This window comes from Synechococcus sp. R5-12 (assembly GCF_047502655.1).
In the GTDB taxonomy this organism is placed as follows: domain Bacteria; phylum Cyanobacteriota; class Cyanobacteriia; order Thermostichales; family Thermostichaceae; genus Thermostichus.
Map to the genome: position 1 here is coordinate 1 of NZ_JANSIM010000053.1, position 26,382 is coordinate 26,382.

Below are 26,382 nucleotides of genomic sequence, written 5' to 3' on the forward strand. Positions count from 1 at the left end.
AGGACTTGGGTCATGGTTCTATTGTGACTTCCGCATTCCTCCCGGCACTGACCCTACGGGTGCAGTGCGGGGCTCCTGCGATTTCTAGCTGAACCGAGGCTCACGGTATAGTGGTTCAGGCGAATCCGATGAGTGCAGAGGGATCCCCGCCCATCCTCAACTCAGTCCGGTTGGGTTTAACCCTCGCCAAGGTGTCTGTTGTGGAGAGGAGATGAATGCTGAAGCCAAGGCATGCCTGCCGGCCCCTGCTGCCGACTTGTGGGAGCTCGGATTCCCCTATCGAAAAAGGATGCTCTGTTGTAGCTTATACAGCCTTGGCCATTTTAGCGCTTGGCTTGGTCGGTTGCGGCGAGGGAACAACTCCTCTGGGCCCCCTGGAAAATGTCTTCCTGCGGGCGGATGATTTTGAAATCACAGGAGGATCCCCGGCAGCGGGCGCAGTGGGGCCCTACCTACAGTTCAACATGCGGCGGCAACGGGATAACCAAATCCTAAATCGCCCCCTCAATGTCTATGTGGACAATGCCGGGCTGGCAGAGAGGCGGAATCCCCCTCTGGATAACCAAAACCGCCCCATCCTCTTACAGCGCTCGGTGGCCTTTTTGGGCAATGGCCTGGATTTGAACAGAGATGGCCAGCCGGATCTGCCCCCCAAAGAACCCCCCAGCTTCACCAGTGGCCCGCTGCTGCCCTACGCCCCGCCCAATCAGTGGCAAAGTCGGGCTGCCCTTGCCTATGTCCCCGGACAGACCAATATCCCCGGACGGGGCCCCAGCGACCGCTTTGGCATCTATTTTTCTTCCATCCTGCCCTACACCGGGCAGCTTCGCTTCCGCGCCCGCGACGAGCTGGGCAATGCCTTTGCCCGCACCTTTGAGGTCACCTACCCGCCGGCAGCCAGCCGTGCCACGGTCACCGTCACCTTGGCCAACCTCACCGCCACTGCCCAAGAGCCGGTTCTCATTGCCATTTGTAACCAGTTGGGAGCTGCTGCCGTGGTGGGCCTGCGGAGTGGCACGTTCACCGAGCTGGTGGATCTCCTGCCGGCCCCAGAGCTGCCGGTGGATCCCATCTTGAGCGAGCCCATCCGCTATGTGGCCGAGGCTTATCAATTGAACCGCGATCGAGCCGTCATCCGCGTTTCCCAGAATCCCACGGATCCCAGCCGCATGAGCGTTCCTCTACTGGGATTTGAAGGGACAACCGGTCGGGCAGATCTGACGCTGGTGAACTCTGTAGGGGATCGGCTTACCTGCTTCAACGATCGGCTTTCGGATCTGCGGGATACGTTTTCTGGCTTTTTCAGATAGTCAATTCAAATAGCAATGAGACACTGGCCAGTAGAATAGTCCGACTCGCAAAAGCAGGCCTTGTCACTTCATCAACAGAAGTTCCTCCATCTGCATGCATCCTTGCCCTCTTGAAAGCACTGCGGTTGCTTCAAACTAGATTGAGACGCTCCCCAAGCGTTCCGCGCTGCTTTTACCGACTCCCATACCCTTCCCTTCCGCTGTATGACCGGCTTTGTACGTCTGTGGGTCTGCTCCCTTCCTGGACATGCCCTACGACTCTCTCTCAGGTCAAGGCTTCTTTCTGAGGTCTACTGGCATGCCATCCTACCTGTAACGTCATCTCATCCTCAACTGAATTGACCATAGATCTGGAATCGTTTTACTGGTGTGCGAAGCAACTATACTTGCAATGTCGTGAAAGCGGCTCAACCGACAAAACCTCAGGGCAGATGCTGCAAGGCCAGCGCCAACTGTTCGTACTCTGCCAAACGGTTGTAGACCTGGGCCGAGATGCGTACCCAAAGCTGCCCGGCGAAGGGGATGATCGGAACCTCAATGCGGTACTTGTACCAGAGGTAATCGTGAAGCCGACGGGCGCGCTCCTCAAGAGGAAGCTCAGGGATCCACTGCTGCCAAAATGGCGGCAAGGGTAGGGTGGCCATAAAGCCCAACATCTTTTCGGGGGCGGGCGGGATCCCCTCAAGAGCCTCCAAGAGCAACTGCCGCGCCTGCAGCAGCAGAGTGTGGTTGTGCTGACGGATGTTGTCCAGTCCCACCCCTTGGATAAACGCCAGGGCTGCTGAAATGGCCAACCAAGCGCTGGGATCCCGTGTGCCCACCCAGTCGAACTCCGCTGTGAACCCTTGCCCATAGCCGTGGGAGATCACCGTAGGATGAGTTTGGGCCTGTCGATAGGGGGCCACCCACAAAAAGGCACAGCCTTTCGGGGCAAACAGCCACTTGTGGGCATTGCCGGTGTACCAATCGGCTCCTAGCTTTTCCAACTCCAAGGGGAGAACTCCGGGGGCATGGGCGCCATCCACCAAAACCGGGATCCCGCGCTCCCGACAGAGGCCGATCAGCTCAGGCAGGGGGTAGATCAGAGCCGTAGGCGAGGTGAGGTGATCCAACACCGCCAGGCGAGTTTGGGGAGTGAGGATGGCCTCGAAGGCGGCGATAACCTGCTCCGGCCCTGCAATGGGAAAAGGGATCTGCGCCTCAACCGGGATGGCTCCCCACTGGGCATAGACATACTGTAGCGCCTGACGAACAGCCCCGTAGCCGTGGTTGGTGCAGGCGATCTGATCCCCTGGCCGGAACCGCAGCGAGCGCAAAACGGCATTGACCCCGCTGGTGGCATTTTCCACAAACACCAAATTTTCGGGTTCGGCCCCGACAAAATGGGCCAGTTCTGCTGCCGCCGCCCGCAAGGCTCGAGGAAGTTCCTCTCCCATAAACTGCACCGGCTGAGCCTCAAGGCGTTCCCGCCATACACTCTGGGCCTGCAACACCTTTTTCGGGGTCGCGCCATAGGAGCCGTGATTCAAAAAAACGGCTTGCGGATCCAGTCCCCACAAGGAGCGTTCGCAAAGCGGTGCATCGGCGCTGAGGGCAGAGCTAAAGCGAGGAGAAGTGGATCCCAGGTTGGAGAAGAAAGGCATGGTTCACTCCCTCTGTCCCTGGACGATGCAGGAAAAAGATGGGGGAATTGCTGCGATCTGTGTGAGGGGTTTGCTCAGAAATCCGAAGATATCAACACCTATCAACACCGCTGATGTGGAGACCAATGGCATCTCGACTGAATGTCAGAACCTAAGGCTCTTTGAGACGGATTCTCTTAGGTTGATCTATTGGCCGTCACCCAATTCTGGGCCGAGATCCGAGATAGGGGCAATTTTGCTGAGCTTGATTTTAGGGTTGCTGGCAGCAAATTGCTGTAAAGTCCACTCGTTCTTAAACAGAAGAACGGGCCTGTCTTGAATATCTTTGACAATGAGGGTGTTAAACAAGCTGGGGATGTTCTCCAGCGCCTTCCAGCCATTCTCGACCCAGCGGGCCAGGGTGTAGGGCAACATCTCCAGTCGGGTTTCGACGTTGTATTCACTTTCAAGGCGATACTGCAAAACCTCAAACTGCAACTGGCCCACCGCTGCCACAATCGGATCCCGTTTGGAATCGTCGATAGAGTACATGATTTGTACAGCCCCTTCTTCCCGCAGTTCCGCTACCCCTTTCTGGAACTGCTTAAACTTGGAAGGATTGGGATTCTTCAAGTAGGCAAACAGCTCAGGAGAAAAGCTAGGGATCCCGGCGTAGCGCAGCTTCGGGCCGGTGTAGATGGTATCCCCAATGGTGAAGATGCCGGGATTATTCAGGCCGATCACATCCCCAGGGTAAGCTTCATCGATGGAGATGCGCTCTTGAGCAAACAACTTCTGGGGATAAGATAGGCGAATGGGACGATTGAGGCGGGCATGGTTGACCACCATATCCTTCTCAAACTTGCCGGAACAGATGCGCACAAAAGCAACGCGATCCCGATGGCGGGGATCCATGTTGGCCTGCAGTTTAAAGACGAAGCCCGTAAACTCAGGATGTTCGGGCGGGATTAGCCCAGCAGTGCTCTCGTGAGGCATTGGCGGTAAGGAATACTCCAAAAATGCATTGAGGAAAAGCTCCACCCCAAAATTGGTCATGGCACTGCCGAAAAAGACCGGGGTTTGTTTGCCAGAATGCACCTGTTTTAGATCCAAGGTGGGCATGAGACCATCCAGCAGTTCCAGCTCTTCCTTGAATTGGTAATACAAGTCCTTGTCGATCAACTCCTCAATTTGTGGATCCCCAAGTTTAATAACGGTATCTTGAACTCTTAGCCGCCCCCCAGATACCCGCTCAAAGAAATGAAACTCCTGAGTCCGACGGTCAAATAGGGCAGTAAACCGCTCGCCTGAGCCAATTGGCCAGTTGACAGGATAGGGCTTGAGGCCCAGTTCCGTCTCAATTTCATCCATCAGCTCCAAGGGATCCCGGCTTGGGCGATCCATCTTGTTGATAAAGGTAAAAATCGGTAGTCCCCGCATCTGACACACTTCAAACAGCTTGCGGGTCTGGGTTTCCAACCCTTTGCCGGCATCTTCCAGCATCACGGCATTGTCAGCCGCTGCCAGGGTGCGATAGGTGTCTTCGCTGAAGTCCTGGTGGCCGGGAGTATCCAGCAGATTGAGACGAATGTTGCGGTAATCAAATTGCAGGACGGTAGAGGTGATGGAAATACCCCGCTGCTTTTCCAGTTCCATCCAGTCGGAAGTGGCCCGCTTTTGCGCCCGACGGGCCTTCACAGCTCCCGCTTCTTGAATGGCCCCCCCGTACAACAGCAGCTTTTCGGTGAGGGTGGTCTTCCCGGCATCGGGGTGGGAAATGATGGCAAAGGTACGCCGTTGCTCTACAGCTTTGGTCAAATCAAGATCTTTCATCAACTGTTGCCGCTCCACTACAACCTGGTCGTTTTAAAGAAGATGACGTTGCAATGCTGTCCCCTAAACGATGGGAGAAATAGGGAGAAGATAGAAAAACAAAAGTGAGAAGTAGGGTGAATAATGCACTTGATGATAATGGGCTTGGGTTGCCGCCAGGTAGCGAGGGGGAGAGAGCACAGGCCGAAAAGCGCGAAAAGCCAACAGAACCATTTTGACCCTAGCACAGGAACAGGGATCCCTGTTGTCTGGCATACTGGCGGAGATCTTGAGGGGGAATTTCCCAGGCCAACCGGCCAGAACTCAAAGCAGATGCTGCTCGTTGTTGTTGCGCAACGCTGACGTGAAGAGCAGTTGCTCAATCGTGGCAATGGTGAAGTTTTGGCTGATCACCAGCCGCTCGACGCGAATGCGGTGGGCTTGCAGGAGGCAATCTTGCTGCAAGGGCTTGGGCAATTGTTCCCAATGATCCAGCAGGACTTCCAGCAAAATCTCGCCCGGTAGCCCGGTGGCGCTTTCCAGGGATCCCAGCTTTTCTACCCTCTCGGCAGACCATTTGAGGGTAAGCTTTTGCAGGCCCAGTTGTGCATCCAGAGCCTCGCGGGGATCCGACTGGGCACCCTGCCCATTGGGGGTGCCATTGCGGCGAACCCCATTGTCGGTGCAAGCAGTAGCAGGGGGCAAAAGCTCGGCTGGCTTTTCAGTTGGCAGCGAAGTATTGGCCCATTTGGCCAGACTGACCTGGGGTGGGGAGACAACCCTTTCCACCTCGACCGGAGCGGGCGACAAGTTGGACAAGGGATCCGCATCCCGAGAAGGAGCTTCAGGTGGGGAGAGCACACCGGCCAGGAGAGGAATCGGCCCTAGCTCTGGCGGGGTTGTGGGGCACAGACGGGACGAGGCCGCGAGAGATGGATCGGGCTCAACATCTAATGCCGCAGGGTGAGGCAGATCCAGGGAATCCGTCCCCCTGTTGTCCTCTGGACGGTGCGGAGCCTCAACGCCATCGGCAGCCGTAGGTGCAGGTTCCATCGGCTCTGGCTGCTTATTCACCCCCATGCGCGAGAGCAAATCTGCCTTGGTGGGGCCGGTGGGCAATTTTTTTTTGGGAGGCTTCTTGGCGGTAGCCATGTTAGCGGGCCTCCAACACAGCCTTGAGGACCTCACGATAAGGTTGGGCCAGGAGATCTTCCCCCGCCTCCGCCAAGGACCAGCCCATGCTGTTGGTTTGCTGCACCACTGTACTTTGCCGCACCGGCGTGAAAATGGGGATCCCTTGCATCATTTCCGCCAAGGCTTCCACTGCGGCCCGCGACATTTTGGTGCGGTTGTTGCCCACCCACTGTTCCCGTGTGGGGAGCACCCCCAAAAACTTGGGCACATGAAAATCCAGCTCTTCCAATTCTTTCAACAGCACCAGGGTACTTAGGGCCCCCATCACCCCCTTTTGGGTACATTCCGTCGGCACCACCAGCAGATCGGCGCTGAGAATGCTGTTGTAGGTGAGCAACCCTTTCGAGGGGGGGCTGTCGATGACCAAAAAGTCATACTCCGGCAAAATCGGTCGCAAAGCCCGCTTCAAAAACAGCTCCCGCCCCGGCTCCATTACGATCGCATCCATAGCCCGCGAGAGACTGTAATCGCTGGGGGCCAACCACAGCCGCTCCTGGCGATCCTCATTCAACGGCGGACGGATAATCTCCCGAATGTGAACCCGATCCGCCCCCGGCAGAATCGTCTCGGCAATGGTGGCCGACTCCGACAGATCCGTCCAGCCCATCCACTGGCTCAGGTTGCCCTGTGGGTCAAAGTCAACAGCCAGCGTCTTGCCATGCTCGGCCAGCATGATGGCCAAGTTGAGGGCGGCTGTGGTCTTTCCGGATCCCCCACTCAAACAGGCAACGGTGATGACAAGCGCCGTTCTGCCAGACATGAGTTATCCCCTTGTAGCCCATCCCCTAACACTATAGCTAGGGTTAAGCAATGGTGTTCACACTTCAGATAGGGATCCCGCCGCTGGGAATGGCCTACAGGGATCCAGCCGCTGGGAGCTGAGCTTCCTCAGTTCTTTTCGATCCTCGGATTGAATCCTCAGAGGGAAGACACAAACCGGTGCAGCCGCTGCAGCCCTTTTTCGAGGGTGGTGCGATCGGCAGCATAGGAAAGGCGAATGTAGGAATCTGCCCCAAAGGCTACCCCCGGCACAGCAGCCACGTGGTGTTCCTTGAGCAGCTGCCGGCAAAACTCCACCGAACTTAACCCGGTTTGGCCGATGTTGACAAACACATAAAATGCACCTTCTGGCTCCGGGCAAGTCACCCCCGGCAAGGTGCGGATCCCGTCCAGCATCAGATCTCGCCGCTGCCAGAATTCTTGGCGCATTTTTTCCACAGCTGCTGCCGATAGGGGGCTGGTCAGGGCTTCCAGAGCACCGTACTGGGCGAAGGTGCAGACATTGGAGGTGCTGTGGCTTTGCAGGTTGATGGCCGCCTCAATGATGGGCTTGGGCCCGGCCAAGTAGCCCACCCGCCAGCCGGTCATGGCGTAGGCTTTGGCAAAGCCACTGCTGAGAATCAGGCGCGGCATCAAGTCAGGGCAAAGGGATCCCAGGCTGATGTGGCGGGCTTGTCCATAAACCAGCTTTTCGTAGATCTCGTCGCAGATCACGTACAGATGGGGGGCGGAGAGGATCACCTCTGCCAGAGCTGCCAGCTCGTGCCGGTGGTAAACGGCTCCGGTGGGGTTGGCCGGCGAGTTGAGAATCAGCAGCTTGCTGCGGGGGGTGAGGGCCTGGCGCAGTTGGGCGGCGGTGAGCTTGAACCCCTGGGCCTCTTCCGTCTGCACCTGCACAACCTTTGCCCCTGCCAAAATGGCAATTTCGGGGTAGCTGACCCAGTAGGGAACAGGCAGGATCACTTCATCGCCGGGATCCAGCAGCACCATGGCCAGGTTAAACAGGGTTTGCTTGCCGCCGTTGCTGATCAGGATTTGGTCGTGGCTGAACTCCAGGCCGTTTTCCTGCCGCAGCTTATCGGCCACTGCTTGGCGAAGGGCGGGGATCCCAGCGGTGGGGCCGTAGCGGGTTTTGCCCTCTTCCAGAGCACGGATGGCCGCGGCCCGAATGTGGTCAGGTGTATCGAAATCCGGCTCGCCTGCGCTCAAGCTACACACATCCAGCCCCTCTGCCTGCATGGCTTTAGCCAGAGCCGAAATGGACAACGTGGGGGAAGGGGATAGATGGGCGACCCGTTGGGACAAGCCGGCAGCAGACACCATCGGTTGGGAAGCTCTTTGGTTTATTTTAAGGTTCTCAAGCAGGGCCAATCTAGATAGCTAGGCTACTGCGGTCAACAGGCGGGTACCATCCACCAACAGCAGTTTGTTGCCCTCTCGCTCTGCCAACAGATCCCAAAACTCGCCCGCCACAGCTCCGGGCAAGAACCCTTCCAAGCGCAATTGCAGAGGAGCAAATTGCTTGGTTCCCTGGGGCTTGCGCCGCACGGTCACCTCAACAAAGCCATCGTGGGGCTCGACAATGCCGCGGATGTTAAAGCCTTCCTCTGTGTCCTCAGGGGCAGGCAAAAACGGTTCTTCTTCCCACTCTGGGTCTTGCTCCTCTTCCGGCAGGGCCAGGATGCGGATGATGCTCAAGCCCAAAGCCCCCCCTGAACGCGGCTGCGGCTGCACGTAGTACCAGTAGGTATGGCCGATCTTGATGCAGTGCTCGAAGGGGCCGAGAAGCTCGGCGCGTCCGGGGGTAGCCGGATATTCTGCTCCGTCAGAGGCAACCAAGGTTGCCTGCGCATAAGTCTTGGGGATCGATTTCAGGGATCCCTTAATCAGGCCCAAAGCGCGGAACTGGTAGGGGTGGGCGGGAGGAGGCAATGGGTTCATGGCGGCCAGATCTTGGAAAGCCAGGGAAGTAGAGTCCATCATCTTATCCTATGGCGATCCTCAGATTGGAATATCCAGGGCTTTCCTCAGCATCGCCTCCAGCTCATCGCCCTGCCGACTTGCGCACCGCGATCAAGCTGCTGGTGGTGCCCAGAAAAACCCCCATCCCCAACAACATCGACGGCAAGAGCCAAAACTCCAGTTGGCTGCGATCTGCCTGCATCACCTTGAGGAAGGGCAAGGCAATCAACTGCTCCAGCAGCTCCTGCAGCAACTGCTGGGATCCCAAGATCAATCCCCAGGCTCCCACTGCGCTGATCACCCCAAACAGGCACCCTTGCAAAATAAAGGGCAAGTAAATCCAGGCTGCCGTCGCCCCCACCAATTGCATCACCTCGATCTCCCGCCGCCGCGCCATGACGATGAGGCGAATGGTGGTGGTGATGACCGCCACCGCTGTCAGGGCCAACACGCCGGTAATGGTCAGGGATCCCAGCCGTAGCATGTCCTGGAGCTGGGCCAGTTGCTCCACAATGCGGTCGCCGTAGTAGACCTCATCCACCCCTTCCAGTTGGCGAATCTGCTCCGCCACTTCCCCCAAGGCTTCGGTGGAATCCGCCTTAACCCGCAGAGCATCCACCAAGGGGTTCTCCCCCAACTGGGTTTCCATGGCCGCCTCGTCTTGGATCCCCATTTCCAGCAAAAGGTTGCGCCAAGCCTGGTCTTTGGTGATGACCTTCACCTCGGCCACATGAGGCAGTTGGGCGACCTGAGGTTGCAGCTCCACCCCCTGCCGTTCCGGCTCCAGGTAGACGGAGATCTCCAGTTGTCCTCCCAGCGACTGCACCGTTGCATCCACACCCCAGGACAGCTCAACGCCGATCCCCACCAAGAACAGCAACACCAGCAGGGTGCTCACAGCGGCCCAGTTCAGCCAGCCCCCCCGCCGCAACCCCAAAAAAGTCTCCTGTAGGAGATAGCGGATTTTATTGAGAAATCGGGAGAGAGATTGCATGCTGTTCTCCATCCAACAATCAATGGGCTCAGACCCTTGCCCCCTGGAGCTCAACAGAGCCTGTGGAGAGCAAAATAGGGATCCCGGCAGCCCTCAGCGCAGATCATACAGGCGCCCTCCCTCCATGCGCACCACCCGGTGGCCGGCCCGCTCCACCAGATAGGGGTCATGGCTGGTCATGATGACGGTCACCCCAAAGGAATTGAGCCGCTCCAAAATCTGGAGAACCAAGAGGGAGTTTTCCGGATCTAGGTTTCCTGTTGGCTCGTCCGCCAGCAGCAGCACCGGCATGTTGACAATGGCACGGGCCAGGCTAAGGCGCTGCTGTTCCCCCCCCGAAAGCTCATGGGGAAAGTGATCTCGCTTTTCGGTCAGCCCCACCATCTTTAGGGTCGGCCCGATGCGACGGCGGATTTCTGCGGGGGACAGCCCTTGGGCGCGCAGCACGAAGGCCACATTTTCTGCCAGGGTGCGGTTGGCCAGAAGGCGATAATCTTGGAAAACCACCCCCAAGCGCCGCCGCAACATGGCCAGCGGACGCGGTGGGATGCGGTAGGGTCGCCGCCGCCCTTCAGAAGAAAAGAGACAGACTTGATCGACGATGACCGTGCCCTCGGTGGCCTGTTCCGCCCCGTAGAGCAGTCGCAAAAGAGTGGACTTGCCTGCTCCGGAGACCCCCGTCACGAACACGAACTCGCCGCGGCGCACCTCCAAGTTCACATCCTGAAAAATTAAGTTGCCGTTGGGAAAGACCTTGCTCACGCCCCGCAAGGACACCATGCTGGCCGGGGCTTGCAGGGATCCGGATTGGGTGCTGCTGTAAAAGCCCAGGGTGGCCTCTGGATGGGCTGGGGCAGGGGGATGAGGGGTCGGAGCCGTACCCGCCCAACGGTGTAAGCGAGGAGGATAGCCGATGTGCTGACCGATCACCATAGTAAGCGCCTAGACAGAGGAGGGAGAGAGCGCCGGCAGACTAGGGGCGCAAACGAGAAGAGGGATCCCACAGCACTCGCCAGACAAAGCTGGGCAGAGCTAACATGCGTCGCCAGCGCCAGGGTTCCTGATAGAGACGATACAACCATTCCAGGTGATGGTCACGCCACCAACGGGGCGCTCGCCGTTTTTGGCCGGCCCAAATGTCCAAGCTGCCCCCCACCCCCATCCAGATGGCTTGGGGCAAAAGGGGACGCCACTTTTGGATCCACAGCTCCTGCCGCGGGGATCCCAGCCCCACCCACACCAGTTGCGGTCGAAATTCCTGGAGAGCTTGCAGAAGCTCTTTTTCTTCCTCGCTAGAGAAGTAGCCGTGGTAGCCCCAGAGGGCCAAAGCAGGACACTGGGCTTGCCAATATCGAATTGCTGCCCGGTTGACTTCCGGCCTTCCCCCCACCAGGGCCAAGCGCCACCCCCGTTCTGCCGCCAACGGGATCAGGGTTTCTGCCAGCTCGATCCCCGGCACCCGCTGGACGCGGATCCCCTGCCGCCGCAGGGCCCACACCACCCCAATGCCATCGGGGATCACCAGCTCTGCTGCCTGCAGCACCTGGGCAAAGGCCAGATCCCGCTGCGCCTGCATGATCATTTCCGGGTTGCAGGTAACCACCTGAGCGCCCTGACCCTCCCGAATACGCGCCTCAATCCAGGTGGCGTAGCTCTGTAGGCTGGCCTCCGGCAGAGCAAGGTGCAGGTTCACGCCCAGAATCGCATGGATGGATAACGACACTACCGACCGAATGCTGGCCCCCACTGGAGCCGTTGGACACGCTTTTAAGATAGCCCGGACCTTCTCCCAGAGGGAGAGGGGAGTTCGAAGAGGCATTTCATGGCTATTTGACCACGAAAATCTCTTCCCTCAGGCATCCGCGGCGGCATCCACGGCGTATCTCCATCAGACCAGGCCAGAGGGAATTGCCCGACCCAGAGCAAGCCCCTGAAGGTTGGTTGCCATCTTTCGAGACAGGAGACTTGAGATGAAGACTGCAAAGACTCCCTTCGCTCTGCCTCAATTGGCCGCCGAATGGGATCCCAGCCCTGCAACCTCCCGCCGCAGCTTGTTGTTGGCTGGTTTGCTGGCGGGCGTAGGTGGAGCAATTGGATTGCGCACCCTGCCCGGTGCCGCCCAGTCCAACACTGCCGACATCGCCATCCTCAACGCGGCCATCGACTTGGAACAGCAGGCAATCTGGGCCTACAAAACCGCTGCCGGCAAGTTGAGCAATACTGAGGTGGGCAAGATCGTGTTGGAAGTGGCCACCAAGAACCTGAAGGATCACGAGCAGCATCGGGATCTGCTGGCGGGCGCCGTGCGGCAACTGGGAGGGATCCCCTCTCGGGCCCGGGATAGCTACGACCTTTCCACCTACATCGACAACAAAGAAGGCAATCTCGACTCCGATGCCAACATTGCCAAGCTGGCCCTGGCTCTGGAGTTTGATGCAGCCTTGGCTTACAACGACGCGTTTACCCAGCTTTCCAACAAAGACCTGGTGGCTGCCGCCAGCACCATTGGCCCCAACGAAGTTGCCCATGCCACCGCAATCCGGGCCGTGTTCCACAGCCTTGACCCCAGCATTCTGGTGGTGCCTGCCCCCTTTGTCAGCGCCGAGACTCGGGAGCGCTGGATCCTGAAGGTGTAAAGCCCCTGCCGGCGATGACTTCCAGCTAAAGCCGCCAACCCCCGGCGACAGCAAGGTGTAGAACCCCCACCGGCGCTGATCTCCAAAGCCTTCCAACGTCCTCTGTAGGATCTTGGGGTTTGGAGATCTTTGGAGGTTCTTTGGAGGTCAAGGTGTTCCACACCGCTGTCGCAATCGCCTTCTTCTGAACGCCTCAGCTTTTTTTCGCTTCCTAACCTGTGTGGAGAAAGCCCTATGCCAATGACGCGGCGGTTGCTGTTGCTCAGTGGGCTGGGATCCCTGCTCAATGTGGGGGCCATCTTGGCCGTGGATCGGTGGCGACAAGCCAGCTCTGTTGCGGGGCGGGATCCTGTCGAAGCAACGGCGGCAGCAGAGGTAATCATTCGGGGGTTTCAATACCTGCCCTCGGAGGTTACCCTCAAGCGGGGGGGCAAGGTGACCTTCACCAACCTGGATTCCACCCCCCACACGGCTACTCCCATAGAGGGAGCGCAATTCCAAGGAACGGGACGGCTGAGGCGCAACGAGAGCAAAGCAGTGGCTTTCGAAGTGGCCGGCATCCAGGACTATTTCTGCGAGATCCACCCCAGCATGGTGGGCCGTATTGTCGTCGTCGATTAGGTGGAGGCCATGCAAACCCCTCTTCCCTTCTGGAACATTTGTCGGCGGGTGTACCTGGTTTGGGCCATTCTTCTGGGGATGGGGTTCGCCGCCACCCAGTTTCACCAAGAGGCCAACATCAACTGGCTGTGGTTGGTGATTTCCCTGGTTGGCTTGGGCTACATGGTGCGGCAGACTAGCTTGCCGGAGTTTCGAACAGCCGGACTGGCCCACCTCTACTTTGTGGGTTTGGTGTGGACGTTGGTGATCGCCCAGGGCATGATCCTCTCGGTGCTGCCCTTTGTCGGGCGTACCCCTTTGGCAGCTTTGAGCCCATACCTGGGGGTGTTTTGGCTGTGGCAAATGGGGCTGGGTCACTGGCTCAACGGCTTGGTGGATCCGCCGCGCCTCCCCTACTGGATCACCGGTGGGATCCAGATCCTGGCCGGAGTTGCCTGCCTGCTGTGGGGGCTGGAATGGCAGTTTGCGGTGGCAGGGGGAATCGGGGCCTTGGCCATGCTTCTTTTGATCCGGTTGCACTGACCCGTTCACTGATCTGACTTTGGGGTCTTATCCAGGCGCACTCGCCAAACTCCACCTCCCACGGCCACTTCATCCCCAGGGCGCAGCTTGCGTCCCCGCCGGGTTTCCACCTCACCATTCACCCGCACTTGCCCCGCTTGGATGAGCTGCTTGGCCTGCCCGCCGGTGGGAACAACCCCCGCCAGCTTGAGGAATTGATCCAGCTTGATTACAGGATCCGTCGCCGGCTGGGGATCCCTTTGAGCAGTCTCCGCCATCACTTCACCCAAATGGTTTTGACATTCACAAATTCCAGGATCCCTTCCCGGCTCAGTTCCCGTCCATACCCTGAGCGTTTGATGCCACCGAAGGGAAGGCGCGGGTCGGACTTGACCATGCCATTGATGAATACGGATCCCGCCTCCAGCTCCTCCAGCAGGCGCTCTTGTTCCTCTGGATCGGTTGTCCAGGCGCTGGCACCTAGGCCAAAGGGCGTGTTGTTGGCCAGCTCAATGGCTGCCGACACATCCGGGACGGTGAACAGCAGCGCCACCGGCCCGAACACCTCCTGGTGGGCCACCGGATGATCCGGGGGGATGTCGCTCAGGATCGTGGGCGGGTAAAAATTTCCTCCCAAGGGGGATCCGCCGATATGGACTTTGGCTCCTGCTTGCACCAAAGCCTGCACCTGTCCGTCCACCTCTTGCAGGATGCTGGGGGTAGCCAGAGGCCCCACATCGGTTTGCGGATCCAAGGGATCCCCTACCTTGAGCCGGCGAAATCGCTCCGTCATGGCAGCCGTGAAAGGTTCGGCGATAGCCCTGTGCAAGATAAATCGTTTGGCGGCAATGCAGGACTGGCCGTTGTTGATCAGACGGGCCGTGACCGCTGTGGCAACTGCTGCCTCCAGATCGGCGCTGGGCAGCACGATGAAGGGATCGCTCCCTCCCAGTTCCAGCACTGTTTTTTTCAGATGTTGACCGGCCAAACGGGCCAGGCTGGAGCCGGCGGCTTCGCTGCCGGTGAGGGCGGCCCCCCGCACCCGTTCATCCGCCACCACCTCTGCCACCTGGGCTGCTGTGATCAGCAGGGTTTGAAAGACCCCTGGCGGAAATCCCGCCTCCTGAAAGATCTGCTCTAGGGTCAAAGCCGATTGGGGCACGTTGGAAGCATGTTTCAGCAAGAGGGTGTTGCCCGCCATCAGGGCCGGGGCTGCACAGCGAAACACCTGCCAAAAGGGAAAGTTCCAGGGCATCACTGCCAAAATCACCCCCAGCGGCTGGTAGCGGATCCCGCTGCGGCTGGCAAAGTGCTCCGCACCGGTGGCATTCGCGTAAGCGTTGCGTAGCAATATGGAGCGCTCGGCCAAGAACCCTTCTGCCTCCGCGGCATAGTAGCGACAAACCCAAGCGGATTTTTCCACTTCCGCAACGGCAGAGGCCAAGGTTTTGCCCATCTCCAAGCTGATCAGGCGGCCAAACTCCGCTTTGCGCTCCTCCAGGATCCCTGCCACCCGCTTCAGCCAGGCGGATCGCTGAGCAAACGGGATCCGACGATAGCTCTGAAACCGCTCGTGGGCTTGGGCGATACAGCTTTGGATCTGCCCAGCGTCGAAAACGGGGTAGCGAGCCAATTCCTCTCCGGTGGTGGGGTTGATGCTGACCAGGTGCCCCTTCGCGTAAGCGTTGCGTAGCAATATCGTTTTCCCTCAACGCCTGTTTCTCCACTCTGGCATTTGTGCTCTGCCTGGAATAGTGCTCCGCACTGCTACTGCGTTCGCGTAAGCGTTGCGTAGCAATATGGAAAGATTTGCGGAGTGGGGGACTCAGGGTTGCGGGCTGCCGGTGGTGTCTGTTCGGGATGGCGGGGCGGATCCAGGAGCAGACCAGAACTCGTAGGCTGCTTGCGACAGGCTGGCGATCAGCCCTTCGGCTCTGGGGTCGTTGGGGGTTTCTCGCTTCACCCACACCGCCGCCACATAGCGCCGCCCGTTGGGCAAATCCAGGATCCCGGCATCTCCCACCACGGAGCTCAAGGTTCCCGTTTTGTGGGCAATGCGCACCTCTTGACCCAAGTTGGGCCGGAAATAGGAGGGCCGTTGGGTGCGCCAGAGAATGTCCAGAAAACGGTCGCGGCTGCGGCGGCTGAGCATGCGCCCCTGTTCCACCTGGCTGAGCAACCAAACCATGTCGCGCGGGCTGCTGGTGTTGGTGCCCTCCAGATCCGGTAGCCACCAAGAAATTTGCGTGTGTTGTAGTCCCCACTGGCGAAATTTTTGGTTGAGAGCCTCCTGTCCACCCAGGCGATCGATGATCAGATTGGTGGCGAAGTTGTCGCTGAGGGTGATCATCAGGGTGGCCGCTTCCAAAGCAGAAACCTGGGATCCGAGGGGTCGGGTTTGCAACACACCAGCTCCCCCTCCCTTGAGATCTTCCCGCAGAGTGAGCTGTTCATCCAGCCGCACCTGTCCGGTTTCCACAGCCTGGAAAAAAGCCAAGAGAATGGGGATCTTGATCACGCTGGCGGCAGGAAAAGCCTGATCCGGCCTAACCCCAGCAAAGGCGCCAGTTTCCACCTCCCAGAACAGAGCCCCTGCCGTCAAGCCCGGTTGGTCGGCCAAAGCGGCCAAGCGCTCCTGCAAAGCCGGGATCGCTTCTCCCGGCAGAATGTTACTCGGGAATGCCGACGGGGGAGGATCCCCAAGCGGCGTCGTGGCCTGTTCTATCCGGCCAGCGGTGGTCGATTGCAGCAGTTGCGAGAGGCCCGCCATCGTCAGGCCCAGGATAAGACTTAAGCTTAGTCCCCTGAGCAATACTTGGCCAAGAGAGGGAGAACGTCTCAAGCGGCGGGGCTGGGCAGCCCGTTGGCGCAGACGAGCAATGGCTTTCTGGCGAGCAAGACGCAGCGGTTGAGGACGGGAAACCAATAGGGATCCCCTAGGGGCAGGAAGCAGGCGACCAGATCCCGTTCGCAGCTTTGACCCCTCTGGAGGCGGGACGGCGTTCTTGGCAGGTTGTGGAGGGCGGCGGGGATCCCGCGACTTCTCTGGCAAAGGCCTACGGCCCGCTAGCGCGGATGGATCGGTGCCTTTCCTCTCCCTTGCTCTGGTCATAAGAACGATTGCCTTAACACCATACTTCTGACAGACACTGCTGGCAGTTTCACCGACTCCACTCCGGTGAGCTTGGCTTAATTAAACCCACATTAAACCCACAAATTGGCCAACCTGCCCTGACCTAGATTGCAAAACGCCCATCAAACCGTCCTCGCGACACGAAGCCTAGCAACAACCCCGCCAAAGGCAGGATGAGTCCCTGTTGCCAGAGCATCCACTCGGAGTCGTTTTAAAAACTTAGGTTGATCCGTGACCCCCCTTTCCCTCTGGAAGAGGGGCTGGGAATAGTCGCGGAAGCGGCGCGGAGCGCTTTTGCCAAGTCCAGGAAAACCGTCAGATCTGTTCTCTCTGAGGGGGCTCACACCCATGGGGAGCCAGCTCCCGGCTAGCCCTTGCAGAGCCGATACACGGGCAAAGTGAAATGAAAGCTGCTGCCTTTGCCCAAGGAAGACTCCACCCAAATCTGGCCGTAGTGAGCGCGCACGATCCGTCGGCAGAGGGAAAGGCCGATGCCATAGCCCTCCTGCTGTTGATCCCGGGACAGACGGACAGAATCGGAGAAGATGCTCTCTTGGTCGGCTTCCGGGATCCCAGGGCCAGTATCGCTGACGGTCACCTGCACCTTTTGGCTGGTGCGATGGAGGACATCGAGGCGGATGGATCCCCCGGCGGGGGTGTACTTGATGGCGTTGTCCAGCAGGTTGAACAGAACTTGGCGGATCTTGTCGGGATCCACATGGACGGAGGGCAGATCCACGGGAATATCCGCTTGAAACTGCAGCCGCTTGCCTTGAATGCGCGGCCATAGCTCCTCGATCACCGCCTGACACAAGCCGGGCAACTGGGTTTCTACGGCTCGAATCCTCAGCTCCGAGGCAGCGCCACGGGCCGACTCCAGGATATCGGTGATCATGCTGTCCATCTTGCGCAGTTGCTGGCGGGCATGGTCGAACAACTGCCGTTCCAGCGCTTTGTCCAGGGATCCCTCGCGCCCCTGCTGCAGGGTTTCGACCGCCAGAGCCGTGGCCGTCAGGGGGCTGCGCAAATCATGCACCAGCATGGCCAGAACGCGATCTTTGAAGTCCAACTGCTCCCGCAATTGGGCCCGCTCCTGCCGCAGCAAAAACACCTCTTCCGACATTTGCAACAGTGCCTCGGTGGTCGGAGGGGAGGCGGGATCCCGTCCTGCTCCTTCTTGTTCGCGGAAGCGGACCGTAGGTCCATGGGCGGCCATTCGCGTCAGCGGGCCGGAGGCCAAAGCCGCTTGGCCTTGCCAACGAGGCCACCACACTTCCAACTGCGTCGCCAAGTCTGCGCCCGCCAAAACTTGAGCGGGCAAGGGCTCAGCCTTGACCAGAGCCGGAGTGGCCACCAGCTTGTAATGCTCTGCCAGGTAGGGGTGCTCCTCCAGCGGCACCACTTCCAGTTGGGCAGGGTATTGGCCGGGCAACCCCTGGATGTGCTGGCGCAGATGTTCCTCAAGTTCGGCAACGACAGCTCGACTCTTGGCAAACAACAGCAGGCGAATGACAGAACGAGCGGAGGTGAGGTCTGGCGAAGTCTGCATAGGCCAAAGTCCAGTCGCGTTAGCGCTCGCGATAGCGGTGCGTAGCACATTGCGTAGCATTAAAGCCAAAGGTTGGCGTTTCAGCAGCCGGGATTGCCGTGCGCTCGTTCGCGGAAGCGGACCGTAGGTCCAACCGTAGGAGCCATTGCTGCTTGTTCCTTCTAACACCTAATCTTGGGAAAAGCTTAAGAAGCGACATGGAGTGTAACAAGAAAGACCTTTCAGGGTGTGGCTTTCCCGCCCTAGGAACAACTGCAAGAGGGTATAGCCAGGACACTCTCGCGGAACTCAGTGAAAACTTAGTGAAACAGGTAGGCCAGCCCCACCAGCAGGGCCACCAACCCCACCGCTGTCAGGGTGAAGTGAAGCAGGGAAGTCTTGCCTTTGCGCACCATGTTGCGCATGGCCAGGCGGGTGTAACTCAGCTGGGGGGGGGATCCCGCCCCAACCGAAGGAGAATCTGCAGAAGAAGGCTGCGCCATCAGGATAACCAGAGCGATAATTTACCCTACCTTCAGGCTAGCTTAATCTGCTCCTCCGGATAGAGGTGTTTCCCAAGCTTCGACCTTCCCGCTGAAGAAGGGCCATAGCTGTCGCGCGGGGATCTTCCGGTGCCAAAATAACGACAGCATCCCCCTCTTTTGCCCCCCATGTTGCAAGTTCAGCATCTTTCCTACCATCCGGCAGGCGTTTCCCAGCCCATTCTCAACGATCTTTCCTTTGAGTTGGGCCTGAACCAGTTGGGGCTGATCGTGGGCAAAAGTGGGGCGGGCAAGAGCACCCTGCTGGAGATTTTGGCTGGCTTGGCGCGGCCCACCCAAGGACGGATTACCTGGGGAGGGGCAGAACTTTCCCCCAACCGCTTGCGCAGCATGGCGGGGTTGGTGTTTCAGTTTCCAGAGCGCCACTTTTGCGGCTTGACGGTGCTGGAGGAAATGCGCTTTGGTTATCCAGAGCTACAGAGAAAAGAGATCGAAAACGCCCTCAGACAGGTGGGATTGGAAGGGATCCCTCTACATACCTCCCCAAACCGCCTCAGCGGCGGGCAACAGCGGCGCTTGGCCCTGGCCGTCCAGTTGATCCGTGGCCCGTTTTTGCTGTTGCTGGATGAGCCGACGGCAGGATTGGATTGGTCGGTGCGACGGCAGTTGATCGAGCTGTTGGCTCGGCTAAAGTCCACCTGGACGGTGTTGGTGGTTTCCCACGACCCGGAGGAGCTGTCCTCCATTGCCGATGTGCGGTGGACATTGCAGGCGGGATCCCTGAAGCTGTTGCCGACGGAGGCTTTGCTTCACAGGTAGCGGCGGGGATCCACCGGTTGGCCATTGACGCGCACTTCAAAGTGAACATGGGGCCCGTTGGAGAGGCCGGTGGAGCCGGAAGCAGCAATTGCTTGCCCCCGCTGTACCTGCTGGCCTACCCCAACGGCAACGCGGCTGTTGTGGGCGTACAGGGTGGTGATGCCGCCGCCGTGATTCACAATCACCGTGTAGCCATAGCCGCCGTACCAGCCGGCGTAGATGACGGTGCCCCGGTCGGAGGCTCTCACCGCAGTGCCGGTGGGCACACCAAAATCGATCCCCGCATGAAAGCGGCGACTGCGGTAGATGGGGTGAACCCGCCAGCCAAAGCCACTGGTGATCGGCCCGCGCACCGGAGCGATGAATCGGCCCGTCCCTTGAACGGGATCCCTGCCCCCCTGCTGTTGGGCCTGCTGGGCGATCAGTTGCTGGATGAGGAGAGTCAACTGTTGGGAATCGGCTTCCAACCGCCGTTGGGCTGCTTCATAGGCCGCGCGTTCGTTGGCCAAGCGGCCCACCAGTTGCTCTTGGGCGGCAGCCTGCTGCTGCAGTTGATTCTTCTGGGCGGCCAGCTCCTGCAAAATCAAGGAAATCTCGTTGCGCTGCATCTCCAGAGCAATGCGCTGTTGATCCACCTCCTTGGCCATTGCTTGCAGCTCTTGGATCAACTGCCGATCCGCCTCGATCAACAGTTGCAGTTGGTGGCGGCGGTCGAAAAACTCGTTTAAGTCACGGCTGGTGAGCAGCAAAGCCCACCAATGTTCGGCCCCCTGTCGCTGCATGTAGCGCAAACGGGCAGCCGTGCCCTGTTGCTGCCGTCTCAGGCGGTCTTCCAGCTCCTGTAGCTCCTTTTGAGCTTGCTCCAGGGCTTTCTGGGCTTGTTCCAGACGATACTGATTGTCGCGAAGGCTGGATTCGGTCTGTCGAATGTTTTGCTGCAGGGATCCCATGCGGCGGCGGGCTTCTTCTTCTGCTTGGCGCAGTTCTCCCAAGCGGCGCTGAGTGCTCTGGATTTGTTGCTGGATCTGCTGCTGCCGCTGTTGCAATTGGTTGACATTCTGCGCCTGAGACGGGGCACCCCCCCACAGCAGCAAGAGGGTGAGCAATCCGAGCGCTATCCACCCTTTTAGCCTGTGTGCCCCACGACTGAGACTCGTCACTCCTCACACCCTCTGCGACTGACCCATCGACCCTAAGGATACAAAGATCCCCACGGATCTGAATCGGGCCTGAGCTGGCTATTTAGGGCTACTCCGAACAGCAACAGAAGAGCCAGACAGTAGCGACTCCACCTCCGGATCCCACAGGCCTGACGGCATGCAACTCAAGCGGCAGCAACCTCAACGGACTAGAAAAACTAGGAAATGACGATAAACTGGTCGCTCACCTGCTGGCAAACCTCACGCTTAGAAGGCCAACCAAAAAGTTGCCTCATACAGACGGGATACCTTGCGGCACCTTTGGTTTGAGGAATCTTCCTCCTCTTCTCTGCTGAGTTCAGCACCGGTTAGGGAGACAACAAGGCCAGAGCAGGAACCAGCAACGCCGTGAAAAGCTGGGAAAAGCAAACACTCCGGCAAAGGCCACGAACGCGCAAACAGTTGCCCCTATAAAACACCGGCTTTGCTTGTTCCTGAGTCATCTGCTAGGCTTTCCCTTGAAAGAAAAGACGTTTAGGCTTTATGGTTTGTCATTATTTCATTGGCAGGCTGACTTTTTCGTTTTTGGATTGCAATTAAACTTAAGCTAAACCCAAGCAACTGCAAAACACTGAGCGGGTATTTTCCTACAGATGGCATTCGAGGATGCTGAGTGCAGTTTCAGAAAAGGGTCACAGCACCCCTGGTTACTCCATCTGTGGCAGCAGCCGCTGATTGCCGTGATCCGCCTCTGTGCCAGCCCAGCCCAAGCTCTCGAGGGATCCATGCTGGCCATCCGGGCCGGGATCCGCCACATTGAAATCACCACGCAAGTTCCCCAATACCTGGAGTTGATTGCCCAACTGCGGCAAGACCACCCGCAGTGTTGGATAGGGGTGGGCACTGTTCTCAATCGACAGATGGCGGAGCAGGCTTGGCAGGCAGGAGCCCAGTTTTGCGTTTGCCCCTTCACCGATGAGCAAGTCATCCGTTGGGGTCGGGAAGTAGGGCTGCCCATCGTGCCCGGTGCCCTCACCCCCGGCGAGATCTGGAGGGCGTGGCAGGCGGGGGCAACGGCAGTGAAGGTGTTTCCGGTGGAGAGCATGGGGGGATCCCGCTACCTGCGCCATCTACAATCGGTGCTGGGATCCCTGCCGTTGATCCCCACCGGGGGAGTCACCTTGGCCAAGGCAGCGGAATACCTGCAAGCAGGGGCCTGGGCAGTGGGCATTGCCGGGGATCTGTTCCCGACAGAGGATTTGGACTCAGGCTGCCATCTGTTGGAGAATCGACTACGACAGGCGCTGCAGCAGCTTGCGGAGCAGAGAAACAAAACCTGGCCCAATCTGGGCAAACCAGTAGAATAGGGGGCGTGGTGTGAGTGAGGCCCGCATGGATGGATTTTTAGATCTCTATCTGCAATTCAACATCCCAAGCCCGGTTGAAGAAGCCACTTGGCGTCATTGGTTCGAGATCTGGCTGAAAGAGCTGGGAGTCCAGGAGCCATGCGAGCTCAGCCTTTGCCTCACTTCCGATGAACACATCCGCCAGCTCAACCGCGAGTTTCGCCATCTCGACGAGCCCACCGATGTGTTGGCCTTTGCCGCGCAGGAGATGTTTGCCCCCTTTGAGATCCAAGACGTAACGGGGGTACGCCTGCTGGGGGATATTGTGATTTCGGTGCCCACCGCCCGCGCACAGGCCAAAGCGCAGGGGCATCGTCTTTCGCAAGAGTTGGCCTGGTTGGCCAGCCACGGGTTGCTCCATCTGCTGGGGTGGGATCACCCGGATGAACTGTCCCTGCAGCGCATGTTGCAGCAACAGCGACAGTTGCTCGCAGCCATCCAACTGGATGGGGAGGTGGCCCATGGCCAACAGCCCTAGTCGGTTGCCGGAGCGTTCTCGCCTGGCGGTGTTCCGGCGGCGCGTCCATTCCAGAGACCCAGCGCAGCCATCTGAGGCGGATCGGGCAGCCAGTGCCGAGCCTTTGGGAAGGGATCCCTGGCGACGTCCCCCCTCTTGGCAAGTGGCTGACAACCTGGGCAAAAGTTTCTACTACGCGGGCAAGGGCTTGGTCTATGCCATCCGCACCCAGCGCAACTTGCGCATTCACATGGTGATGGCGGTGATGGCCTTTGGCCTTGGGCTGGGCCTGCGGCTGAGCGCTGTGGAAATGGCCCTGATCAGCTTGACCAGCGGTTTGGTGATGGCGCTGGAGCTGGTGAATACCGCTCTGGAAGCAGTGGTGGATCTCACCCTGGGCAGCAAGTACCATCTCCTGGCCGAGATCGCCAAAGATTGCGCGGCAGCAGCGGTGTTGATGGCGGCAGTGGCGTCCTTGATGGTGGCGGCTTGGCTATTTCTTCCGCCCTTGGTGTTGCTGCTGCAAGATGGCTTCCCGGCAGCAGGGTAGCTCCCCGGCTGGAGAGGGAGTTTCCTATCCAGTCGGCTGGGAGTGGATCACCACCCGTCCTCCCTGCCGGTCCAGGTTGAGCAGTTTGGCCTCCGCTTCAATATCCAACTGCGCCCAAGCGCTGACCATCGCGGATCCCACCCGTTCCCGATTCTCGGGAGCACAGAGGGCCAGAAGAGTGGGGCCGGCTCCGCTGATCACCACCCCATAGGCTCCGGCAGCCATGGCTGCAGCTTGAACCGTTTTGAACCCAGTGATCAGCTCCATACGCGCCGGCTGGTGCAGCCGATCCTGCAGAGCCACCTTCAGCCAGTCCACCCGCCCCGACTGCAAGCTGCGAATGAGCAGGCCCAGATGGCTGCTGGAAAAAACCGCATCCGCCAAGCTGACGGATTTGGGCAGGATCTCGCGGGCCGCTTGGGTGGAAAGCTTAAAGTTGGGCACTACGGCCAGGATGCCAATGCTCTCATGCCACTCCACGGGACAGAACACCCACTGCCCCTGCTGTCCCTGCACACAAAGCTGACAACTGCCCTGCAGGGCGGGCACCACATTGTCTGGATGGCCTTCTAGGGCAATGGCCAGTTGTAGGAGGGTTTCGGGAGCTAAGTTAAGCGCCCCAATGGCATTGGCCCCCAGTAAGCCGCCGACAATGGCGGTGGCAGAACTGCCCAACCCCCGCGCCAGGGGCACGTTGAGGGTAATTTCGATTTCTACCCCCGGCACAGGCTTACTCAGCAACTCAAAGGCGCGGCAAAAAGCCCGGTACACCAGGTTGTCCTTGCTTTGGCTGATGTGGTCGCTGCCACGGTAGTGGATGCTGAGGCCGGAAGGGATCTCGCGAAAATGGAAGTGATTGTAGAGCTCTAGGGCTGCACCGATGCAGTCGAACCCTGGCCCCAAGTTGGCGGTGGTGGCCGGGACGATGACCTCTACGCGTTCTTTGACCAAGGGGACAACTCCTCAGTGAACGGTGGGTAACTCAATGTCTGCGGGCTCCCATTATCCTACGAACGATGGCCAGACCTTGGATATTCTCGCCACCTCTGCTCGGTCTGCAGCTCGCCGAGGCAAACGCGCTGATCCAGCGGAGCTTTTGGACTATCCCGAAAGGTTTCTGACCATGATTGGTTCTTGTGACTTATTTGTGACTTATTGAGTATCGGGAATGTTGGGCCTGTTTCAACTCCAGCCTTTGCCATTGGCTGAACCCATCAGGGATCCTGAAAGAAGTGGGGGAGGGATCGGGGGGTGCAGGGGCTGTCTTGGTTGGTGTTGGGTTTGAGCTATGTCGGGTTGGGACTGGGATCCCTGCCTAGGTTGCGTATGAACCGGGCCACCATCGCCCTGGTGGGATCCGCCCTGTTGATTGGCTTGGGGACCTTATCGCTACGGCAGGCTTGGGAAGCCATTGACCCGACCACGATTGTGTTTCTCCTGAGCATGATGGTGGTAAATGCCAGCTTGTCCTATGGGGGGGCTTTTCAGTTGGCTTTGCTGGGCTTGATTCGGGTGAGCCGCAGCCCCTTTGGTCTGTTGATCATGCTGGTGTTCGGCAGCGGGCTGCTCTCGGCTTTCCTGCTCAACGACACGCTGGCGCTGGTGTTTACTCCCCTGACTTTGCAGGTCACAACGGTGCTGGGGTTAAACCCGATTCCCTATCTGCTGGGCTTGGCGGCAGCCACCAACCTGGGATCCGTCGCCACCCTGAGCGGCAACCCGCAGAATATCCTGATCGGCTCCTTCTCTGGGATCGGCTATCTGGAGTTTGCTGCCCAGATGACCCCTATTGCCGTGGTAGGGCTGCTGCTGGAAGTGGGGTTGCTGTGGTTGTACTACCCTGAGGTGCGCTCGTTGAAACCCTTTGCCCAGGTGCCTTGGCTGCCGCTGCGGCTCTACCCGCCCCTGTTGCGCAAGAGCGTGGTGATTACGGGGGGGCTGTTTGTGGCCTTTGTAGCCGGACTTCCCTTGGCAGAATCGGCTTTGGTGGCGGCGGCCCTGTTGTTGATTACCCGTAGGCTGAAGCCAGAGCGATTTTTGGAGCAGGTGGACTGGAATCTGCTGGTGATGTTTTCCGGGCTATTTATCCTGACGCGGGCAACGCGAGAGCTGGTCACTGCTTGGGGGATGAGCTTGGGATCCTTGGCAGAGAGTCTGGCGGGATCCCCTCTTGCCCTGCTGAGTAGTGTGGCCGTTTTATCCAACCTCATCTCCAATGTGCCGGCGGTGCTGTTGCTGCAATCGTTCCTGCCCCGACAGGAGACCACCGCTTGGCTGTTGCTGGCTGCTGGCTCCACTTTGGCAGGCAATTTGACACTATTTGGGGCGGTGGCCAATTTGATCACAGTCGAGGCAGCGGCCAAAAAAGGCTATGTGCTTTCGTTTGGGGAACATCTGCGCTTTGGCCTGCCCCTCACTCTCCTAACCCTGGGGTTCAGTGGGTTGTGGCTGTGCCAGCCCTTTCTGTCTTCCCCATCGCTCAGATGACCTCTGTCGAGGGATCCAGTGGGGCTGTGACTGGCTTGTCGGGATCCCTGTGTATGATGGGAAAAAGAGTTTAAGAAACGTAACGTGTCTTCTCCGCTATCGCAGGCAGTTATTTTGATCACAGGGGCAACAGGGGGTATCGGCAGCGTCCTGGTGCCCATGCTGGCTCAGGCCGGATCCCATCTGGTGTTGGCCGCTCGGCGAGAAGAGCCCCTGCGAGCTCTGGTGGAGAAATCAGCCTCTTTGGGGGCTGCCTCTGGATTGGGGATCCCCACTGATGTGACGGACTATGCCCAGGTAGAGGCACTGGTCAACCAAACGGTGCAAAAGCATGGGCGCATTGACGTGCTGATTAACCTGGCCGGGGCCGGGATCCTGAAGCCTGCTCCCCAGCTAACCCCCGCAGACCTGGAGCGAATGCTGGCGGTCAACCTGAAGGGCAGCTTCTACACCAGCCAACTGGCTGCCAACCCCATGCGGGAGCAAAAATCCGGCCACATCCTCAATTTTCCCGGCGTCCTTGGACGTTATCCCATGGCGATGGCCTCTGCTTACTGTGCGGCCAAGTTTGGGGTGGTCGGGTTTAGCAAGTGCATGGCCGATGAGCTGAAGCGCTTTGGGGTCAGATTTACGCTGTTTTACTTCGGGGGCATCGACTCACCCTTCTGGGATCCCATCAGCCTGAAGGTGCAACGAGACAAGATGCTCAGCCCTGCCACGGCTGCGGAAGCCATCTGCTTTGCCCTTACAGCGCCCGCTGGTGCTGTACCGAGCGAGATAGTGTTGCAGCCGGAAAGCCACCAATTCCTTTGACCAAGTGTTTTGCCGTCCTTTTGCTGGGGTTGAGGCGGCAGCAGCTTGTCTTTTGGTGAAACAAGCGCTCGAGTTTCTGATACATTTACGCTGAACACTGCTGAACATCACTGTT

At 58.9% G+C, this 26,382-nt stretch carries 26 protein-coding genes; 10 read left to right on the forward strand and 16 right to left on the reverse strand.

Features of this window, described 5'->3' with window-relative positions; genetic code table 11:
- The first annotated feature begins 314 nt into the window (after window positions 1-314).
- Window positions 315-1,310 (forward strand): hypothetical protein, encoded by a 996-nt coding sequence (locus NW843_RS03625; protein ID WP_414522142.1) that lies wholly within the window; start codon window positions 315-317, stop codon window positions 1,308-1,310.
- Between the two features lie 422 nt (window positions 1,311-1,732).
- Here the strand turns inward: NW843_RS03625 and NW843_RS03630 are convergent, their stop codons facing one another.
- The 9 genes from NW843_RS03630 to NW843_RS03670 form a co-directional block, all read right to left on the reverse strand.
- The gene (locus tag NW843_RS03630; protein ID WP_414522143.1) at window positions 1,733-2,953 is read right to left on the reverse strand and encodes an aminotransferase class V-fold PLP-dependent enzyme; all 1,221 of its coding nucleotides are present in this window, start codon (window positions 2,951-2,953) and stop codon (window positions 1,733-1,735) included.
- Between the two features lie 186 nt (window positions 2,954-3,139).
- On the reverse strand, window positions 3,140-4,765 hold the full coding sequence (locus tag NW843_RS03635) for a peptide chain release factor 3 (RefSeq protein ID WP_414522144.1): 1,626 nt from the start codon (window positions 4,763-4,765) through the stop codon (window positions 3,140-3,142).
- 303 nt (window positions 4,766-5,068) lie between these two features.
- Window positions 5,069-5,896: a hypothetical protein gene (locus tag NW843_RS03640; RefSeq protein WP_414389609.1), complete on the reverse strand. Its 828-nt coding sequence runs from the start codon at window positions 5,894-5,896 to the stop codon at window positions 5,069-5,071.
- 1 nt (window position 5,897) lies between these two features.
- Entirely contained in the window at window positions 5,898-6,698 is an 801-nt protein-coding gene (locus NW843_RS03645) for a ParA family protein (RefSeq protein ID WP_011433472.1), read from the reverse strand.
- Between the two features lie 158 nt (window positions 6,699-6,856).
- Window positions 6,857-8,041 carry a pyridoxal phosphate-dependent aminotransferase gene (locus NW843_RS03650; protein WP_414522145.1) on the reverse strand — a complete coding sequence of 395 codons (1,185 nt, stop codon included), beginning with the start codon at window positions 8,039-8,041 and terminating at the stop codon, window positions 6,857-6,859.
- A 57-nt stretch (window positions 8,042-8,098) separates the two neighbouring features.
- Complete coding sequence (locus NW843_RS03655; protein WP_414522146.1) at window positions 8,099-8,701, reverse strand: hypothetical protein; 603 nt, start codon at window positions 8,699-8,701, stop codon at window positions 8,099-8,101.
- A gap of 61 nt (window positions 8,702-8,762) precedes the next feature.
- Entirely contained in the window at window positions 8,763-9,674 is a 912-nt protein-coding gene (locus NW843_RS03660; protein ID WP_414356127.1) for a cell division protein FtsX, read from the reverse strand.
- A gap of 93 nt (window positions 9,675-9,767) precedes the next feature.
- Window positions 9,768-10,607 carry a cell division ATP-binding protein FtsE gene (locus NW843_RS03665; protein WP_238376738.1) on the reverse strand — a complete coding sequence of 280 codons (840 nt, stop codon included), beginning with the start codon at window positions 10,605-10,607 and terminating at the stop codon, window positions 9,768-9,770.
- Window positions 10,608-10,647: 40 nt separating this feature from the next.
- On the reverse strand, window positions 10,648-11,397 hold the full coding sequence (locus NW843_RS03670; protein ID WP_011433483.1) for a WecB/TagA/CpsF family glycosyltransferase: 750 nt from the start codon (window positions 11,395-11,397) through the stop codon (window positions 10,648-10,650).
- 247 nt (window positions 11,398-11,644) lie between these two features.
- On the opposite strand from NW843_RS03670, the gene NW843_RS03675 reads away from it, so the two are divergent.
- The 3 genes from NW843_RS03675 (at window position 11,645) to NW843_RS03685 (ending at window position 13,453) form a co-directional block, all read left to right on the forward strand.
- Window positions 11,645-12,310: a DUF4439 domain-containing protein gene (locus tag NW843_RS03675; RefSeq protein WP_414329579.1), complete on the forward strand. Its 666-nt coding sequence runs from the start codon at window positions 11,645-11,647 to the stop codon at window positions 12,308-12,310.
- Between the two features lie 234 nt (window positions 12,311-12,544).
- On the forward strand, window positions 12,545-12,931 hold the full coding sequence (locus NW843_RS03680) for a plastocyanin/azurin family copper-binding protein (RefSeq protein ID WP_414522147.1): 387 nt from the start codon (window positions 12,545-12,547) through the stop codon (window positions 12,929-12,931).
- Window positions 12,932-12,940: 9 nt separating this feature from the next.
- Window positions 12,941-13,453, forward strand: a complete 513-nt coding sequence (locus tag NW843_RS03685) for a hypothetical protein (RefSeq protein WP_414522149.1) — start codon at window positions 12,941-12,943, stop codon at window positions 13,451-13,453.
- Between the two features lie 5 nt (window positions 13,454-13,458).
- Here NW843_RS03685 and NW843_RS03690 read toward each other — a convergent pair whose 3' ends face one another.
- From NW843_RS03690 to NW843_RS03710, 5 genes are all read right to left on the reverse strand, one after another.
- Window positions 13,459-13,710: an RNA-binding S4 domain-containing protein gene (locus NW843_RS03690; protein WP_414329585.1), complete on the reverse strand. Its 252-nt coding sequence runs from the start codon at window positions 13,708-13,710 to the stop codon at window positions 13,459-13,461.
- Window positions 13,710-15,128, reverse strand: coding sequence for an NAD-dependent succinate-semialdehyde dehydrogenase (locus tag NW843_RS03695; protein ID WP_414522150.1), 1,419 nt, complete (start codon window positions 15,126-15,128; stop codon window positions 13,710-13,712). The genes NW843_RS03690 and NW843_RS03695 overlap by 1 nt, the downstream gene beginning before the upstream one ends.
- Window positions 15,129-15,257: 129 nt before the next feature.
- Window positions 15,258-16,358: a serine hydrolase gene (locus NW843_RS03700; protein WP_414522151.1), complete on the reverse strand. Its 1,101-nt coding sequence runs from the start codon at window positions 16,356-16,358 to the stop codon at window positions 15,258-15,260.
- 574 nt (window positions 16,359-16,932) lie between these two features.
- On the reverse strand, window positions 16,933-18,114 hold the full coding sequence (locus NW843_RS03705) for a histidine kinase (protein WP_414522152.1): 1,182 nt from the start codon (window positions 18,112-18,114) through the stop codon (window positions 16,933-16,935).
- Between the two features lie 299 nt (window positions 18,115-18,413).
- Entirely contained in the window at window positions 18,414-18,596 is a 183-nt protein-coding gene (locus NW843_RS03710; RefSeq protein WP_414352125.1) for a DUF3285 domain-containing protein, read from the reverse strand.
- 168 nt (window positions 18,597-18,764) lie between these two features.
- Here NW843_RS03710 and NW843_RS03715 point away from each other — a divergent pair, with 168 nt between their 5' ends.
- Complete coding sequence (locus NW843_RS03715) at window positions 18,765-19,415, forward strand: ABC transporter ATP-binding protein (protein WP_011433492.1); 651 nt, start codon at window positions 18,765-18,767, stop codon at window positions 19,413-19,415.
- Here NW843_RS03715 and NW843_RS03720 read toward each other — a convergent pair.
- Complete coding sequence (locus NW843_RS03720) at window positions 19,406-20,521, reverse strand: murein hydrolase activator EnvC family protein (protein ID WP_414522153.1); 1,116 nt, start codon at window positions 20,519-20,521, stop codon at window positions 19,406-19,408. The two genes, NW843_RS03715 and NW843_RS03720, sit on opposite strands and share 10 nt — an antisense overlap.
- A 686-nt stretch (window positions 20,522-21,207) precedes the next feature.
- Between NW843_RS03720 and eda the strand changes: the two genes are divergently transcribed.
- Genes eda through NW843_RS03735 form a run of 3 tightly spaced genes read left to right on the forward strand, consistent with a single transcriptional unit; the run spans window position 21,208 to window position 22,967 of the window.
- Window positions 21,208-21,921, forward strand: coding sequence for a bifunctional 4-hydroxy-2-oxoglutarate aldolase/2-dehydro-3-deoxy-phosphogluconate aldolase (gene eda / locus NW843_RS03725; RefSeq protein WP_414522154.1), 714 nt, complete (start codon window positions 21,208-21,210; stop codon window positions 21,919-21,921).
- Window positions 21,922-21,946: 25 nt separating this feature from the next.
- A complete protein-coding gene (gene ybeY, locus NW843_RS03730; RefSeq protein WP_414352127.1) occupies window positions 21,947-22,438 on the forward strand; it encodes an rRNA maturation RNase YbeY in 492 nt (163 codons plus the stop codon).
- Window positions 22,422-22,967: a diacylglycerol kinase gene (locus NW843_RS03735; protein ID WP_414522155.1), complete on the forward strand. Its 546-nt coding sequence runs from the start codon at window positions 22,422-22,424 to the stop codon at window positions 22,965-22,967. The genes ybeY and NW843_RS03735 overlap by 17 nt, the downstream gene beginning before the upstream one ends.
- Window positions 22,968-22,991: 24 nt before the next feature.
- On the opposite strand, the gene thrB is transcribed toward NW843_RS03735, so the two are convergent.
- Window positions 22,992-23,918 carry a homoserine kinase gene (thrB, locus tag NW843_RS03740; RefSeq protein ID WP_414522156.1) on the reverse strand — a complete coding sequence of 309 codons (927 nt, stop codon included), beginning with the start codon at window positions 23,916-23,918 and terminating at the stop codon, window positions 22,992-22,994.
- A gap of 300 nt (window positions 23,919-24,218) precedes the next feature.
- Between thrB and NW843_RS03745 the strand changes: the two genes are divergently transcribed.
- Window positions 24,219-25,454: an anion transporter gene (locus tag NW843_RS03745; protein ID WP_414522157.1), complete on the forward strand. Its 1,236-nt coding sequence runs from the start codon at window positions 24,219-24,221 to the stop codon at window positions 25,452-25,454.
- An 84-nt stretch (window positions 25,455-25,538) separates the two neighbouring features.
- Window positions 25,539-26,267 (forward strand): SDR family oxidoreductase, encoded by a 729-nt coding sequence (locus tag NW843_RS03750; protein WP_011433499.1) that lies wholly within the window; start codon window positions 25,539-25,541, stop codon window positions 26,265-26,267.
- Window positions 26,268-26,382: the final 115 nt, after the last annotated feature.